Origin of the sequence: Streptomyces ambofaciens ATCC 23877, from assembly GCF_001267885.1 — a bacterium.
Classification (GTDB): domain Bacteria; phylum Actinomycetota; class Actinomycetes; order Streptomycetales; family Streptomycetaceae; genus Streptomyces; species Streptomyces ambofaciens.
Window position 1 is genome coordinate 7,319,052 of record NZ_CP012382.1, and the last position, 14,384, is coordinate 7,333,435.

At 74.3% G+C, this 14,384-nt stretch carries 13 protein-coding genes; 8 read left to right on the forward strand and 5 right to left on the reverse strand.

Translation table 11 applies throughout. The annotated features are described in order from the left end of the window. Window positions 1–142: 142 nt before the first annotated feature. Window positions 143–358: a hypothetical protein gene (locus SAM23877_RS32170; RefSeq protein ID WP_053140878.1), complete on the reverse strand. Its 216-nt coding sequence runs from the start codon at window positions 356–358 to the stop codon at window positions 143–145. A gap of 566 nt (window positions 359–924) precedes the next feature. On the opposite strand from SAM23877_RS32170, the gene SAM23877_RS32175 reads away from it, so the two are divergent. After that, window positions 925–2,412 carry a S1 family peptidase gene (locus SAM23877_RS32175; protein WP_053140881.1) on the forward strand — a complete coding sequence of 496 codons (1,488 nt, stop codon included), beginning with the start codon at window positions 925–927 and terminating at the stop codon, window positions 2,410–2,412. Window positions 2,413–2,840: 428 nt separating this feature from the next. On the opposite strand, the gene SAM23877_RS32180 is transcribed toward SAM23877_RS32175, so the two are convergent. Next, window positions 2,841–4,991, reverse strand: coding sequence for a SpoIIE family protein phosphatase (locus SAM23877_RS32180; protein ID WP_053140884.1), 2,151 nt, complete (start codon window positions 4,989–4,991; stop codon window positions 2,841–2,843). 625 nt (window positions 4,992–5,616) lie between these two features. Here SAM23877_RS32180 and SAM23877_RS32185 point away from each other — a divergent pair. The 3 genes from SAM23877_RS32185 (at window position 5,617) to rfbB (ending at window position 9,582) form a co-directional block, all read left to right on the forward strand. Then, window positions 5,617–8,100 carry a SpoIIE family protein phosphatase gene (locus SAM23877_RS32185; protein WP_053140887.1) on the forward strand — a complete coding sequence of 828 codons (2,484 nt, stop codon included), beginning with the start codon at window positions 5,617–5,619 and terminating at the stop codon, window positions 8,098–8,100. A 97-nt stretch (window positions 8,101–8,197) separates the two neighbouring features. After that, window positions 8,198–8,377, forward strand: a complete 180-nt coding sequence (locus SAM23877_RS32190; protein WP_053140890.1) for a hypothetical protein — start codon at window positions 8,198–8,200, stop codon at window positions 8,375–8,377. Window positions 8,378–8,535: 158 nt separating this feature from the next. Beyond that, window positions 8,536–9,582 carry a dTDP-glucose 4,6-dehydratase gene (rfbB, locus tag SAM23877_RS32195; RefSeq protein ID WP_079030566.1) on the forward strand — a complete coding sequence of 349 codons (1,047 nt, stop codon included), beginning with the start codon at window positions 8,536–8,538 and terminating at the stop codon, window positions 9,580–9,582. An 82-nt stretch (window positions 9,583–9,664) separates the two neighbouring features. On the opposite strand, the gene SAM23877_RS32200 is transcribed toward rfbB, so the two are convergent. Beyond that, complete coding sequence (locus SAM23877_RS32200) at window positions 9,665–10,249, reverse strand: hydrolase (protein ID WP_053140893.1); 585 nt, start codon at window positions 10,247–10,249, stop codon at window positions 9,665–9,667. Between the two features lie 13 nt (window positions 10,250–10,262). Beyond that, on the reverse strand, window positions 10,263–10,775 hold the full coding sequence (locus SAM23877_RS32205) for a MarR family winged helix-turn-helix transcriptional regulator (protein WP_053140898.1): 513 nt from the start codon (window positions 10,773–10,775) through the stop codon (window positions 10,263–10,265). A gap of 109 nt (window positions 10,776–10,884) precedes the next feature. On the opposite strand from SAM23877_RS32205, the gene SAM23877_RS32210 reads away from it, so the two are divergent. Then, a complete protein-coding gene (locus tag SAM23877_RS32210; protein WP_053140901.1) occupies window positions 10,885–11,385 on the forward strand; it encodes a metallophosphoesterase family protein in 501 nt (166 codons plus the stop codon). Window positions 11,386–11,602: 217 nt separating this feature from the next. Here the strand turns inward: SAM23877_RS32210 and SAM23877_RS32215 are convergent, their stop codons facing one another. Then, the gene (locus SAM23877_RS32215; protein ID WP_053140904.1) at window positions 11,603–11,968 is read right to left on the reverse strand and encodes a nuclear transport factor 2 family protein; all 366 of its coding nucleotides are present in this window, start codon (window positions 11,966–11,968) and stop codon (window positions 11,603–11,605) included. 174 nt (window positions 11,969–12,142) lie between these two features. Between SAM23877_RS32215 and SAM23877_RS32220 the strand changes: the two genes are divergently transcribed. The 3 genes from SAM23877_RS32220 to SAM23877_RS32230 all read left to right on the forward strand — a co-directional run bounded on the left by SAM23877_RS32220 (window position 12,143) and on the right by SAM23877_RS32230 (window position 14,333). Beyond that, on the forward strand, window positions 12,143–12,427 hold the full coding sequence (locus SAM23877_RS32220) for a hypothetical protein (protein WP_053140907.1): 285 nt from the start codon (window positions 12,143–12,145) through the stop codon (window positions 12,425–12,427). Window positions 12,428–12,615: 188 nt separating this feature from the next. Next, window positions 12,616–13,704, forward strand: a complete 1,089-nt coding sequence (locus SAM23877_RS32225; protein WP_053140910.1) for an S-(hydroxymethyl)mycothiol dehydrogenase — start codon at window positions 12,616–12,618, stop codon at window positions 13,702–13,704. Further along, on the forward strand, window positions 13,704–14,333 hold the full coding sequence (locus tag SAM23877_RS32230; protein ID WP_053140912.1) for an MBL fold metallo-hydrolase: 630 nt from the start codon (window positions 13,704–13,706) through the stop codon (window positions 14,331–14,333). The genes SAM23877_RS32225 and SAM23877_RS32230 overlap by 1 nt, the downstream gene beginning before the upstream one ends. The last annotated feature ends 51 nt before the right edge of the window (window positions 14,334–14,384 follow it).

Below are 14,384 nucleotides of genomic sequence, written 5' to 3' on the forward strand. Positions count from 1 at the left end.
AGGAACCGCGGACGGAGCCACGGAAGGAACCGCGGACGGAGCCACGGAGGAAACCGTGGGCGGCGCCACGGAAGCCGTGGAGGAACGGCCGAAAAGCCCCGGAGCCTGGGTGGCTCCGGGACTCAGCGGCACAGAGGCGCGATCAGAGACCGGCGACCAGGTTGGTGACCGGGGCCGTGTTCAGGCCGGTGACGCCCTCGACGGTGCCGATGGCGGTGTTGAGCAGGCCCGAGACGGGGGCGATGCCGTCCACCAGGCCGGTGACGGTGCCGACGGCGTTCACGGACAGACCGCCGGAGACGTTGTCGAGGTCGGCGTCGGAGATCTCGACGGTCTCAACCTGGGGGGTGGAGTTCATGGGGGAACTTCCCTTCGTATAGCCATTTCACAAGGGGGGAGCGGCCCCCTCTGGGGACAGATGACGGCCGCGACCGCGGGCGCCGGGCGCCCTTTTCCGGAGCCCTCCGCGGCCCCCGCGGTGCGATGGATCAAAGCACGCGGCCGGTCCGGGCTTCCAATCAATGAACCCCTCCCACCAGGGCACTTGCGACGCCCGGGCAACCAACCGTGCACAATCGCGCACGCCTTCACGGCGACTTCTTCACAAAGGCCGCGACATCGGCCCGTGCGAGCCCTTGCCCGGGGCGGCGCATCCGGCACCGCGGCCCGGAAGGCGTACGGGGTGCCGTGCGGTTGTGCAGATCCTCCAGTGGGGGTGACCGGGTTGGGCATTCGATGTGCAGATTCGCTGAAGCCAGGATTCCGCTCCCTGATCGGTACGGACCGTTGTCGATCGATCGCTGAGCGTGTCGATCCGGTGCGTTTGAACGGCCCGTCGGGCCCGTGCGTACCAACAGCCATCCAGGCGCCCCCCGACAGCTGCCGTACCGGCGGCACGGACCCCGTCCCAGGAGGTCGAGAAGGTTGAGTCACAAGCGAATTCCGAAGCGCAGGGCCGCGATGGCGGCAGGCGGCGTGGTGGCGCTCGGCGCGGCCGCCATCCTGCTGCCGAACGCCAACGCCTCGCAGGACGGCGGGTCGGCCGGCGGCACGGCGGCGCCGAAGACCCTCAAGGCGGCGGACGCGTCGGATCTCGCCTCGCAGCTCGCGGGCCTGCTCGGCGACGCCTTCGCGGGCTCCTACTACGACGCCGGCGAACAGCAGCTCGTCGTCAACGTCGTACCCGGCGACAACAACCAGGTGATCGTGCAGGCGAAGAAGGCGGGCGCGAAGGTGCGCGAGGTCGACAACAGCCTGGGCGAACTGCGCGGCGGCGCGCGGACCCTGAAGGCGGAGGCGACCGTCCCGGGCACCGCGTGGGCGATCGACCCGCGCACCAACAAGATCCTGGTCACCGCGGACAGCACCGTCACCGGCGCCGCGTGGGACCGGGTGGAGTCCACCGTCGAAGGCCTCGGCTCCGGCATGGCGACCATCCGGAAGTCCCCCGGCACCTTCAAGACCTTCGTCTCGGGCGGGGACGCCATCTTCGGCGGCGGCGCTCGCTGCTCCCTCGGTTTCAACGTCACCGCGGGCGACGGCGCGCCCGCCTTCCTGACGGCCGGTCACTGCGGCGTGGCGGACGACCAGTGGTCCGACGCGCAGGGCGGGCAGCCGATCGCCACCGTCGACCAGGCGGTCTTCCCCGGCGAGGGCGACTTCGCGCTCGTGCGGTACGACGACCCGGCGACCGAGGCGCCGAGCGAGGTGAACCTCGGCGACCAGACGGTCCAGATCAGCCAGGCGGCGGAGGCGACGGTCGGTCAGCAGGTCTTCCGCATGGGCAGTACGACCGGACTGGCCGACGGTCAGGTCCTCGGCCTGGACGCCACCGTCAACTACCCGGAAGGCACGGTCACCGGCCTCATACAGACCGACGTGTGCGCCGAACCGGGCGACAGCGGCGGCTCCCTGTTCACCCAGGACGGCCTCGCGATCGGGCTGACCTCCGGCGGCAGCGGCGACTGCGCGGTGGGCGGCGAGACCTTCTTCCAGCCGGTCACCACCGCCCTGGAGGCGGTCGGCGCCACCCTCGGCGGCGACGCGTCCGGTGGCGCGGGCGACCAGGCGGGCGGCGAGGAGGCCGGCGGCGAGGAGGCCGGTGACGGCCAGGCCGGTGCCGGTGGCGACGCCGGTGCGGGTGAGGACGCCGGTGCCGGTGCGGGCGATGTCGGTGACGGCACGGGCGTCGGCGGCGAGGAGGCCGGCGCGGGCGACCAGGCCGGTGGGGAAGAGGCCGGGGGCGGTGACGCCGTCGGCGGTGGCGAGGAGGCCGGTGGCGAGGAGGCCGGTGACGGCCAGGCCGGTGCCGGTGGCGACGCCGGTGCGGGTGAGGACGCCGGTGCCGGTGCGGGCGATGTCGGTGACGGCACGGGCGTCGGCGGCGAGGACGGCTCCGGGCTGACGGGCTGACGGGCTGACGCGGTCGCCCCGCGCCCGCGGCGCGCCTCACGAACCCCGGCCGGCTCCCGAGGGGCCGGACGGCGGTGGGCGGTCCGCTCCTCCGGCGGGAGGGGCGGACCGCCGCACGGCGGAGCCGCAGCCGAGCGGCCGGGCGCCGCAGGCGTGGGGGAGCGGGGCGACGGGTCTGTACCGGCTCTGCGGCCACCGAAGGAGAACCCCCGCGTCCCGACCGGAGCACCCGCGTCCCGACCGGAGCGCCCGCGTCCCGGCCCGAGCACCCGCGTCCCGACCGGAGCACCCGCGTCCCGGCCCGAGCCCCCGCCTCCCGACCGCAGCACCCGCGTCCCGACCGGAGCACCCGCGTCCCGGCCCGAGCGCCCGCCTCCCGGCCCGAGCACGCATCTCGGCCGAGGTTCCGGCGCCCCGCGGGCCCCGCCTCAGCCCTTCGCTCGGAGCAGCATCAGGGCGATGTCGTCGGGGCGTTCCTCCGCACCGGCCTCGTCGCGCACCAGGCGGTCGGCGAGCGCGTCCAGCGGCAGGTCGCCGGCGTCGGCCAGCCGGTGCCCCAGGTCGGCCAGGGCGTCCTCGAAGTCGGCGCCGGGGGACTCCACCAGGCCGTCCGTGTACAGGGCCAGCAGGGAGCCGGGAGCCAGGTCGATCTCCGTGCACGGATACGCGGCCGAGGGGTCGATGCCCAGCAGGGGCCCGCCGGCGACGTCCAGCACCTCCACCCGCCCGTCCGGGCGGCGCAGCAGCGGCGGCGGATGTCCCGCGCGGGCCAGTGTCGCCCGCCCGCGGGCCGCGTCGAGCCGCAGGTACAGACAGCTGACGAACAGCTCGGTGCCCAGGTCGATCAGCAGCCGGTTGGTGCTGCGCACGACCTCCTCGGGCGCCTGGCCGACGGCCGTGTACGCGCGGACCGCGGTACGCACCTGCCCCATCAGCCCGGCCGCCGTCACGTTGTGCCCCTGGACGTCCCCGATCACCGCCACCGGCGCGCCCCCGGCCGGCACCAGGTCGTAGAAGTCGCCCCCGATGTCCATGCCCCGGGTGGCCGGCAGATACCGGGCCGCGGCCTCGACGCCGGGTAGGAGGGGCAGCGAGTGCGGCAGCAGGGCGTCCTGCAACCCGTGCGCCAGCCGGTACTTGGCGTCGTAGACGAGGGCGCGGTCCAGGGCCTGCGCGACCAGCCCGGCCAGGCTGGTCAGGATCGCCCGCTCCTCCGTGGTGAAGGAGTGCGGTCGTGAGTAGGCGAGGACGCAGGTGCCCACCGGCCGCCCGGAGGCGATCAGCGGCAGGAACGCCCAGGCCGCGAACCCGTCGTGGGTGCCCCGTCGCGCCGGGTACAGCCGCTCCAGCTGCTCCCAGGACTCGAAGAAGGCGGGCACCCCCGTCCGCAGGACCTGCGCGCCCGGGATCGCCTCGGTGAGCGGAGTCCCGTCGAACCGCTCCACGGCGCGCGGGTCCGGATAGCCGCGGTGTCCCAGGACGTGCAGCCGCCCGGCCCGTGAGCCGAGGACGACCAGGCCCTGACTGCCCACGGTCGGCGCGATCTCGTCGGCGATCAGCTGCACCACGTCCCGCACACCCACCGCCTCGGACAGCGCGCCGGTGAGGCTGACCACCTGGGAGATGGTCACGAGCCGGGGCGGGGCGGCCCCGTCCGGCACCGCCCCGGCCGAGCCCGGCCGCGACACCCCCCGGGCCCGGCTGATGCGCACGCTGAGCCCGGTGCGGGTCGGGTACAGCCGGAACGAGAGCCAGTCGCCGGGCGGACGCAGCGCCACGAAGGAGGTGGCGTGCTGGCTGAACAGCGCGGCCCGGTACCGGTCCTCGTACACCGGGTCGTTGAGCCACGGCACCGACGTCCACAGGTGGGTGCCGATCAGCTCCGCGACCGGCACGCCCATGAGCTCGGCCGCGGCCGGGTTGGCGAACCCCACCCGGCCGTGCAGGTCCAGGGAGCACAGCCCGTACGGCAGCCGCCCCACCATCCGCACGGCCTCCAGCGACCCGAGGGTGCCGGGCGCGCCCCCGACCACCGGGGCGGCCAGCAGATCGGGCTCCGGGTGTACGGGAACACTCGCCGCGGCGGCCCGCTCCAGCCGCACCGCGAGCCGCTCGCAGGCCGCCGTCAGCCGCCGGAGCTCCCGTTCGGACAGCTCCGTGGCACGCGCACCGGGCCAGGTCAGGAACACCGCGCCGTACGCCGTGGACTCGGTCGCGACGGGCAGCGCGACCAGGGCGAACGGGTAGGGCAGGACCACGGCGACCCGGGGATAGCGCCGCGCCATCTCCTCCTCGTCGCCGACCCAGACCGTCCGCCGCTCACGCACCGCGTCCGCCACCGGCACCGGCGCGTGCAGCGTCACCCGCTCCCAGGGCGCCGCGAAGGCCCTCGGCAGGCCGGCCATCACCGCCATCTCCAGCACCGGCGGATCGGCGCCGAGGAGGTAGACCGCCCCGGAGTGCGCGTGGACGTCCTCCATCATCGCGGCCAGCGCCAGGGAGAGCACCGGATGGCCACCCGACACGGTTGCGGTGTCGGGTGCCGGTGCGGAGGGCTGATCGTCGGCCACGCCGACCACCTCCTCGCACGCCTGTGCACGGGAACCCCCGGGTTCAAATCTCCTCCCCGAAGGCCCGCCGCGCACGGCGAGCACCGCCCCGGCAGGTCCGCGAGCGGGCAGGGGAGTCACCTCGCGCGTCCAGGCACGGGCAGAGGACCGCTCCGCGCATCCGGGCACGCGGAGCCGCCCTGGCACGCGCCCGACTGCGGGCACGGTGTCGCCCCGGCAGGTTCGGGCGCGGGCAGGGAGCTGCCCCGACACCTCCGCCCCCCATGCGCGGCGCCGCCCCGACACCTCCCCTCACGCGCGGCGCCGCCCCGTCACCTCCCCTCACGTGCGGCGCCGCCCCGTCACCTCCCCTCACGTGCGGCGCCGCCCCGTAACCTCCCACCACGCGCGGGGCGCCCGGTCCTCCCCTCACGCGCTCACGCGCGGCGCGCCCCGGCGCCTCCCACCGCCGGCACGGCGCCGTACGGTCCGGGCGCGGCCCTCACCGCCTGCCGCCTGCTCCGGCGCCCGCCCTCGTCCCGCCTCTCGGGTGGCGCCGCGGTCCCAGGGCTCCACCGCGCTGCGGTCCGGTAGGCGCCCGGGAGGCCCTTCCGCGCCCTGAATCTCCGGTTTCCGGCGCACAGGGGCTGCGTTGATGTCCTATAAGCGCTGTAATGGCGGCGTGGTCGGTGAGGGCGCTGTGGAACGCGGAGCGAGGACGCTGCGCGCCGAGGGTGCCCTGAAGGCCATCGCCTCCGGCCCGGACACGGGGGAGCGGCTGCGCCGTGTCCTCGAACAGGCGCTGGTCTTCGCGGGCGCCTCCTTCGCCGCCCTCTACACGCCCGGCGGCAACCGTGAGCTGCTGTGCCTGGCCGATTCGGCCGGTGTGCCGCGCACCCTGTACGGCGTGCGCGACGGCTACCCCGCGGCCGGGGGCTCCCCGGTCGCCGACGCCCACCGCGGCGGCACGCCGGTCTGGCTCGGCCCCGAGGAGTTCGCCGGATCGGCGGAGTCGCGGCACGTGCCGTCGAGCGGCTTCTCCCTCGCCGCCCTGCCCATCCATGGGAACGACGGCGGGTGCCTGCTCGCCCTGACCGAACGCCCGGAGGGTTTCGACGCCGAGGACCGGGCCTGCCTGGAACTGGTCGCCGAGGCCGTCCCCTGCCCCGCCCCGGCCGTGGCCGCCGAGGGCGGGGAGCTGGAGCCCGGGGCCTTCACCCTCGCCATGGACACCGGCCGGGTCGAGGTCGGCGACGACATCCTGCGCCTGTTCGGCCTCGCGCCCGGCGAGTTCGACGGCAAGGTCGAGACGCTGCTCGGCCTGACCGTGCCCGAGGACCTGCCCTCGCTGATGTCGGTCACGGAGGCCGACCACATGTCCATCGGCGAACGCGAGCTGGAGTTCCGGGTGCTCCAGCCCTCCGGCCCGCCGAAGTGGCTGCGACTGAGCGGACGCCTGCTGCCCGGGGGCGAGGGCCGTCCGGCCCGTCTCGCCGGCACCGTCGTGGACGCCTCCACCCTGCGCCCGGACGTGACCGACGTGGCCCGCGTCCAGCGGCTGGCCGCCGCGCTGGCCACCGCGGGCACCGTCCGCGACGTCAGCCAGGCCGTGGTCGCCGCCCTGCGCAGGCCGCTGCGCGCCGACCGGATCGCGCTGGCCGAGCTGGAGAACGACCGTCTCGTCGTCACCGTCCTCGACCCGCCCGAGCCCGAGTCCTGGCCCGAGCTGTGGCGGCTGGAGTGGCGCACCGAGTGGCCCGACGCGCCGGTACGGGCCATGCCCACCCTCGCCGCCGCGCTGCGCGAGGGCCGTGCCAGGATCTGGCCCGCCGGCACCGGCGAGCTGGAGCCGGCCCTCGCCGACGTCGGCCCCGGGGGCCTGGCCGTCCTGCCACTGCCCGCCGGCGGCCGCATGGCCGGCGCCTGCCTGATCGGCTGGGACACCCCGCACGACTTCGGCCCCGACGAACGCGCCCTGCTCACCGCCTCCGCCGGCCTCGCCGGACAGGCACTGATGCGCGCCCACGCCTTCGACGCCGAGCACGAACTGGTCGGCATGCTCCAGCGCCAGCTGCTGCCGCGCCGCCTGCCGAAGCTGCCCGGCGCGGTCGCCGTCGCCCGCTACCTGCCCAGCACGGCCGGACTGGAGCTGGGCGGCGACTGGTACGACGTGATCCCGCTGCCCGACCACCATGTCGCCCTCGTCATCGGCGACGTACAGGGTCACAGTGCCGCCGCGGCCACCCTCATGGGTCAGATGCGTACCGCCCTGCGCGCCTACGCCGTCGAGGGCCATCCGCCGGACGTGGTGGTCTCCCACGCCAACCGGCTGCTCATGGACATGGAGACCGACCTCTTCGCCACCTGCGTCTACGTCGACCTCGACATGGAGGAGGGCTCGGCCTGGTGCGTCCGGGCCGGGCATCCCCCGCCGGTGCTGCGCCACTCCGACGGCACGACGGAGATCGCGGAGGCGGAGGGCGGCCCGCCGCTGGGCGTGGTGACGCAGGCCGACTTCCCGATGAGCCCCTTGCCGGTGCGGCCCGGCACGCTGATCGCCCTCACCACGGACGGGCTCGTGGAGTCCGCGGACTCCGACATCGACGAGGGCATGGACCGCTTCGCGCACGCCCTGGCCGTGTCCGACCCCGCCCACCTCGGGCTCGTCGCCGACGCCCTGCTCGGCAACGCCCGCCGCAGCGACGACGTGGCGCTGCTGCTGGTGCGCTACGACGGCATGGCCGTACGCCCCCTGCGGGAGAGCTGGTCGGTGTGGCGGCTGCCCGAGGCGGTGCGGCACGCCCGCCGCTTCACCCGGCGCGTACTGCGCTCCTGGGGTGTGTCGGACGACGACATCGACGGCGTCCTGCTCATCGTCTCCGAGCTGGTCACCAACGCCCTGGTGCACACCGACGGCCAGGTCAGGCTCGACCTGACCCTGATCAACGGCAGGCTGCGCGTCGCGGTCGCCGACGCCTCACCCCGTACGCCCGTCAAACCGACCAGCATCGGCTGGGAGGCCACCGGCGGGCGGGGCATCCTCCTGGTCGAGGCGATGTCGGCGACCTGGGGGACGCTCCCGGTCAGCGGGGGCAAGCAGGTGTGGAGCGAGATCTCCCTGCGCGGCGCTCCCGCGTAGGCGGCCTCCCGGGGCGCGGGCGACCGGTGTTTCACCGGGGCACGCCCGGGGACCCGCAGGGCGACGGCCTCCGACACAGAAGGAAGATGATGCACCCATGACCACGGAAACCGGCGACAAACCCGTCGTCCGTCGCCAGGAGACGGGGTGGTCGAAGGCGCGACGGCTCAGAAGCCGGGTCGCCGTGCGCACCTGGATACCGGCCGTCGAGGACGACGGTGCCGCTCGCGCACCGCGATCGGGCCAGGAGTCGAACATCGTCAGGGGCGAGGACTGACCACGCCCCTCGGGCGGTGGCACCTGCCCAGCGCGCCGGCCATGGGGCCGGCGCGGTGCGCGTCCGGACCGGACCGGGTCCGCCGAGGGGCGGGCAGGTAACGTCGGCGGTCCGTCAGACCGACTCCCGTCCGACCGCAGCAAGGCACAGAACCGTTCATGAACCTCCTGGTCACCGGCGCCGCCGGATTCATCGGCTCCCGGTACGTCCGCACACTCCTCGCCTCCGACGCGCCCGAGCCGCCGCGGATCACGGTGCTGGACAGCCTCACCTACGCCGGCACCCCGGAGAACCTGCCCCTCGGCCACCCCCGGCTGGACTTCGTGCACGGCGACATCCGCGACGCCGCCCTCGTCGACAAGCTGATGGCCGGGACCGACCAGGTCGTGCACTTCGCCGCGGAGTCCCACGTGGACCGCTCGATCGACGCCGCCGCCGGCTTCGTCCTCACCAACGTCGTCGGCACCCAGACCCTGCTGGACGCGGCGCTGCGCCACGGGGTGGGCCCCTTCGTGCACGTCTCCACCGACGAGGTCTACGGCTCCGTCGACTCCGGCTCGGCGACCGAGGAGCACCCGCTGCGGCCGAGCTCCCCGTACTCCGCCTCGAAGGCCTCGGGCGACCTGCTGGCCCTCGCCCACCACCGCACCCACGGCCTGGACGTACGGGTGACCCGGTGCTCCAACAACTACGGCCCGTACCAGTTTCCCGAGAAACTGGTACCGCTGTTCGTCACCCGCCTCCTCGACGGCCGGAAGGTCCCCTTGTACGGCGACGGGCGCAACGTCCGCGACTGGCTGCACGTCGACGACCACTGCCGGGGCGTCGACCTCGTGCGGACCCGGGGCCGGGCCGGTGAGGTCTACAACCTCGGCGGCGGCACCGAACTGAGCAACCGCGACCTCACCGGCCTGCTCCTCGACGCCTGCGGCGCCGGCTGGGACCGGGTCGCGCACGTCGAGGACCGCAAGGGCCACGACCTGCGCTACTCGGTGGACTGGAGCAAGGCGCGGGACGAGCTGGGCTACCGGCCCCGCCACGACTTCACGACCGGACTGGAGGGGACCGTCGCCTGGTACCGGGACAACCGGGCCTGGTGGGAGCCGCTCCAGCGGCGTGCCGACTGGGAGCGGCGACCACGGATCCCCGACCACGCGGTGCCGGGCTCAGAGCGGACGGCCCCGGAGCGGACGGACCCCGCCTGACCCGACCGTCCGCTCGTGCTCGACGGCCGGCACCGGTGTCGGCGCCCGGCCCGCTCGCGTCGGCGGGCGGCCTCCCGGCGGGTCAGCGGTGCGTCTTGGCCAGCAGTTCAAGGATCTCGGCCGTGGTACCCGTCTCGCCGAGGCGCGGGAAGATCCGCTCGACGCTGTTGCGGTGCGCCTCGGGGTCCATGTCGCTCATGGCGTCGGTGGCGAGCGTGACGTGGTAGCCGTGCTCGTGCGCGGCGCGGGCGGTCGACTCCACGCCGATGCTGGTGGCGATGCCGGTGAGCACGATCTGGGTGACCCCGCGGCGGCGCAGCTGGACGTCGAGACCGGTGCCGTGGAAGGCACCCCAGTTGCGCTTGGTGACGGTGAGGTCGCCGGGGTGACCGGCGAGTTCGTCGACGACGACGTCCCAGCCCTCGGGCCGGGTGCCACCGGCGCCACCGGTCTCCGTACGGCCGGGCACGGCGTCCGCCCCGTCGGCGGCGAAGGAGACCCGCACCAGGACCACGGGCAGTTCCCGGGCGCGGAACGCCTCGGCCAGCTCGGCGCTGCGGGCGACGACCTCCGCGCCGCCGTGGGGAGCGGTGGGCGCGGCGACGATGCCGGCCTGGAGGTCGATCACGACGAGGGCGGTGCGGGGGTCGAGGGAGGTGACTGCCATGAGATGGTGCCTTTCAGGTGGTACGGGAAGCGCCGGGATCCGGCCGGGTGAGCCGGTCCAGCAGGACGAGCGCGCGCAGGACCGTGTCCCGCTCCTCCTCGGTGCACCGGTCCTGGAAGGCGCGGGCCAGCCACTCCTCGCGGACCTGCCGGTCGCCCTCCAAACGGGCGCGGCCGGCCTCGGTGAGCGTGACCAGTTGCCGGCGGCCGTCCTCGGGGTCGGGGCTGCGACGGATCAGACCGTGCCGGTCCAGGGCGGCCAGCGTCGCCGCCATCGACTGCGGGCGCACGCCCTCGGCGGACGCCAGCGCGCTCGCGGTCGCCGCGCCGTCCTTGCCGACCAGCGTGAGCGCCGACACCTGGGACGGTGTGAGGTCCTCGTCCCGGGCGACCTCCCGGATGCGGCGCCGCAACCGGCTGAAGACCACGCGCAGCTCGTGTGCGGCGCGGGCGGCGGTGTCGGAGACGTCCTCTCCGGGGCCGGCGGCACCGGGGCCAAAACCGCGTCCGGCGGCATGCGCGTCCATGCCGTTCACCGTAAAACCGACAGGGAGGACTGTCCAGTTCAGGCTGCACAGTTTTGCCTGGTCATTGCCGCGGAGGGCCCCGGCACCCGCCCGCACCTAAGCTGGAGGCGTGCGCCTGCTGCTCATGTCCGACACCCACCTGCCGAAGCGGGCGAAGGAGCTGCCCGCGCGGCTGCTGGCGGAGATCCCGCACGCCGACGTCGTCGTACACGCGGGCGACTGGGTCGACACCGACACCCTCGACCTGCTGGAGAACCGCAGCAAAAGACTCGTCGGCGTGTACGGCAACAACGACGGCCCCGGCCTGCGGGCGCGGCTGCCCGAGGTGGCCCGCGTCGCGCTCGGGGGCCTGCGCCTCGGCGTGGTCCACGAGACCGGCGCCGCCCAGGGCCGCGAGGCACGCTGCGCCGCCCGCTTCCCGGACCTCGACGCGCTGGTCTTCGGGCACAGCCACATCCCCTGGGACACCACCGCCGAGACCGGTCTGCGCCTGCTCAACCCGGGGTCGCCGACCGACCGGCGACGGCAGCCGTACTGCACGTACATGACGGCCGAGGTCGCCGACGGCCGGCTCCGGCACGTCGAGCTCCACCGGCTGCCGAGACGGTAGGCGCTCACAACCGCCGAGGCGATGATCCGGCACGGGTGCGGCCGCCGGGCCAGGAGCCGGGCATGTGCCCGTGTGCCGACCGTGGGTCCGGCCACCGCTGCCGTTCTCGGCCCGAACGCCACGCCCACCGCGGACCAGCCCGAACGCCCCGCGTACGGCGTCACGGCCGACGACGCCGTGAGCGGGGTACAGCGGCCGGACGTGTCGACGGGCCCGGCTACTCGTCCCAGGCCTGGACGGTGGTCTGCTCGACTATCTCGCCGTCCCGCAGCGACAGCATCGACTCCGCGAGTACCCGCACGCCGTCCGGGTACGTGCACTCCTCGGTGAAGGCGACCTGGTCGCCCTGCACGACACAACGCGCCAGTCGGTGCGTCATGTCGCGGTCGTAGACGTCGCCGAGCATCTCCGCGATCTCGTCCCGGCCGTGCAGGACCTTGGGGCGGCTGGGCTGGTCGTACCGGTCGACGATGCGGACCTCGGCGTCCGGCGCGTAGAGCGACACCAGGGGCGCCGCCGTCTCACCTTCGATGCCCCTGCGCAGGGCTTCGACGTCGAAACCGGGGCTTGCATGGGTACCCATGACGACCTCCTCCGCAGTCCGCGGCCCGCGAAAGGGAGGACGGGCCGCCGGGCCCCCTCCTTTGAGCCTCCTCCGTCCGGGCGCCCGCGGCAACGCGGCCGGGGCACTGGTCCTGACGGGTGAGCGGGATCACCCGCCCGTGTCCGCCACCGGCCCGCCGGCGTTGCTCCGGGCATGATCTCAACACGACGTATCGTCGCCGCTGTCGGGCTCGCCGCCGGTGTCACCGGCCTCGCCGCGCCCATGGCGAGCGCGGCCGACGGGGGCGCTCCGGCCGCCGACAAGCTCAGTGTGCTGAAGACGCTGGACACGCTCGCGGTGGGCGACATGCCCGCCGAGGACCGGGCCCAGCTGCCGCGGCCCTCCCAGCAGCTGCACCGCCTCCAGGACCTCCAGCAGCTCCAGCAGGTCACCGGCCTGGTCTCCCCGGTGTTCGGCGTCCTCCCCGCCCTGGGCTGACGGCCGCACCCGTTCGCCGTCGAGGGCCGCCCGGCGACGGGCGGCCCTCTCCCGCGTCCGGAGGCGTCCGCGCGGGTCGGCCGCCGCGGGCTCGACGTGCGCGCGTACGCCGTCGCGGCGCCCCTCGCCGACCGGTTGCGCGTAGGGTCGGACGGAACGGGATCGGCCGAAGAAGGAGTTCAAGGACCATGGCGCAGGAAGTACGCGGCGTGATCGCACCGGGCAAGGACGAGCCGGTGCGGATCGAGACGATCGTCGTGCCCGACCCCGGCCCGGGCGAGGCCGTGGTCAGTATCCAGGCCTGCGGGGTGTGCCACACCGACCTGCACTACAAACAGGGCGGCATCAGCGACGAGTTCCCCTTCCTGCTCGGACACGAGGCGGCGGGCGTCGTGGAGTCGGTCGGCGCCGGCGTCACCGACGTGGCCCCCGGCGACTTCGTCATCCTCAACTGGCGTGCCGTGTGCGGAAAGTGCCGGGCCTGTCTGCGCGGCCGGCCCTGGTACTGCTTCGACACGCACAACGCCGAGCAGAGGATGACCCTCGCCTCGACCGGCCAGGAACTCTCCCCGGCCCTCGGTATCGGCGCCTTCGCCGAGAAGACGCTGGTCGCCGCCGGGCAGTGCACCAAGGTCGATCCGGCCGTCCCGGCGCAGGCCGCCGGACTGCTGGGCTGCGGGGTGATGGCGGGCATCGGCGCCGCGATCAACACCGGGAACGTCGGCCGCGGCGACACGGTCGCCGTCATCGGCTGCGGCGGCGTCGGTGACGCGGCGATCGCCGGTTCCCACCTGGCCGGGGCCGCGAAGGTCATCGCCGTGGACATCGACGACCGCAAACTGGAGACCGCCCGGGGCATGGGCGCCACCCACACCGTCAACTCGCGCGAGACCGACCCCGTCGAGGCGATCCGCGAACTGACCGGCGGCTTCGGCGCCGACGTCGTCATCGAGGCGGTCGGCCGCCCGGAGACGTACCGGCAGGCCTTCTACGCCCGCGACCTGGCCGGCACCGTCGTCCTCGTCGGCGTACCGACACCCGAGATGAAGCTGGAACTGCCCCTGCTGGACGTCTTCGGGCGCGGCGGGTCGCTGAAGTCGTCCTGGTACGGGGACTGCCTGCCCTCCCGGGACTTCCCGATGCTCGTCGACCTCCATCTGCAGGGCCGGCTGGACCTGGACAAGTTCGTCACGGAGACCATCCGGCTCGACGAGGTGGAACAGGCCTTCGAGCGGATGCACGCCGGTGACGTGCTGCGTTCGGTGGTGGTGCTGTGATGGCCGCCCGCGTCGAACGCCTCGTCACCTCCGGACAGTTCAGCCTCGACGGCGGCACCTGGGACGTCGACAACAACGTCTGGCTCGTCGGCGACGACCACGAGGTGGTCGTCATCGACGCCGCCCACGACGCCGACGCCATCGCGGAGGCCGTCGGGGACCGACGGCTCACCGCCATCGTGTGCACCCACGCCCACAACGACCACGTCAACGCCGCGCCCGCGCTGGCCGAACGCACCGGCGCCACCATCTGGCTGCACCGGGACGACCTGCCGCTGTGGCAGCAGACCCACCCCGACCGGAACCCCGATGCCTGGCTCTCCGACGAGCAGGTCATCGAGGCCGCCGGTGCCGACCTCACCGTCCTGCACACCCCCGGGCACGCCCCCGGCGCGGTCTGCCTGTACGACCCGGGCCTGGGCGCCGTGTTCACCGGCGACACCCTCTTCCAGGGCGGCCCCGGCGCCACCGGACGCTCGTACTCCCACTTCCCGACCATCATCGACTCGATCCGCGACCGGTTGCTCGTGCTCCCGCCCGCGACGAAGGTCCTCACCGGCCACGGCGACCCGACCACCGTCGGCGCCGAGGCACCGCACCTGGAGGAGTGGATCGCACGCGGGCACTGACCCCCGGTCTCCGGGTAAGTAGGGGACACGCGTAAAAGGTGACAGAAGATG

Bases quoted from the DNA above. Each gene is read 5' to 3' on its own strand.
- SAM23877_RS32220 (WP_053140907.1), top strand. From the start codon at position 12,143: ATGATCTCAACACGACGTATCGTCGCCGCTGTCGGGCTCGCCGCCGGT.
- SAM23877_RS32190 (WP_053140890.1), top strand. From the start codon at position 8,198: ATGACCACGGAAACCGGCGACAAACCCGTCGTCCGTCGCCAGGAGACG.
- rfbB (WP_079030566.1), top strand. From the start codon at position 8,536: ATGAACCTCCTGGTCACCGGCGCCGCCGGATTCATCGGCTCCCGGTAC.
- SAM23877_RS32230 (WP_053140912.1), top strand. From the start codon at position 13,704: ATGGCCGCCCGCGTCGAACGCCTCGTCACCTCCGGACAGTTCAGCCTC.
- SAM23877_RS32205 (WP_053140898.1), bottom strand. From the start codon at position 10,775: ATGGACGCGCATGCCGCCGGACGCGGTTTTGGCCCCGGTGCCGCCGGC.
- SAM23877_RS32170 (WP_053140878.1), bottom strand. From the start codon at position 358: ATGAACTCCACCCCCCAGGTTGAGACCGTCGAGATCTCCGACGCCGAC.
- SAM23877_RS32200 (WP_053140893.1), bottom strand. From the start codon at position 10,249: ATGGCAGTCACCTCCCTCGACCCCCGCACCGCCCTCGTCGTGATCGAC.
- SAM23877_RS32185 (WP_053140887.1), top strand. From the start codon at position 5,617: ATGTCCTATAAGCGCTGTAATGGCGGCGTGGTCGGTGAGGGCGCTGTG.
- SAM23877_RS32225 (WP_053140910.1), top strand. From the start codon at position 12,616: ATGGCGCAGGAAGTACGCGGCGTGATCGCACCGGGCAAGGACGAGCCG.
- SAM23877_RS32215 (WP_053140904.1), bottom strand. From the start codon at position 11,968: ATGGGTACCCATGCAAGCCCCGGTTTCGACGTCGAAGCCCTGCGCAGG.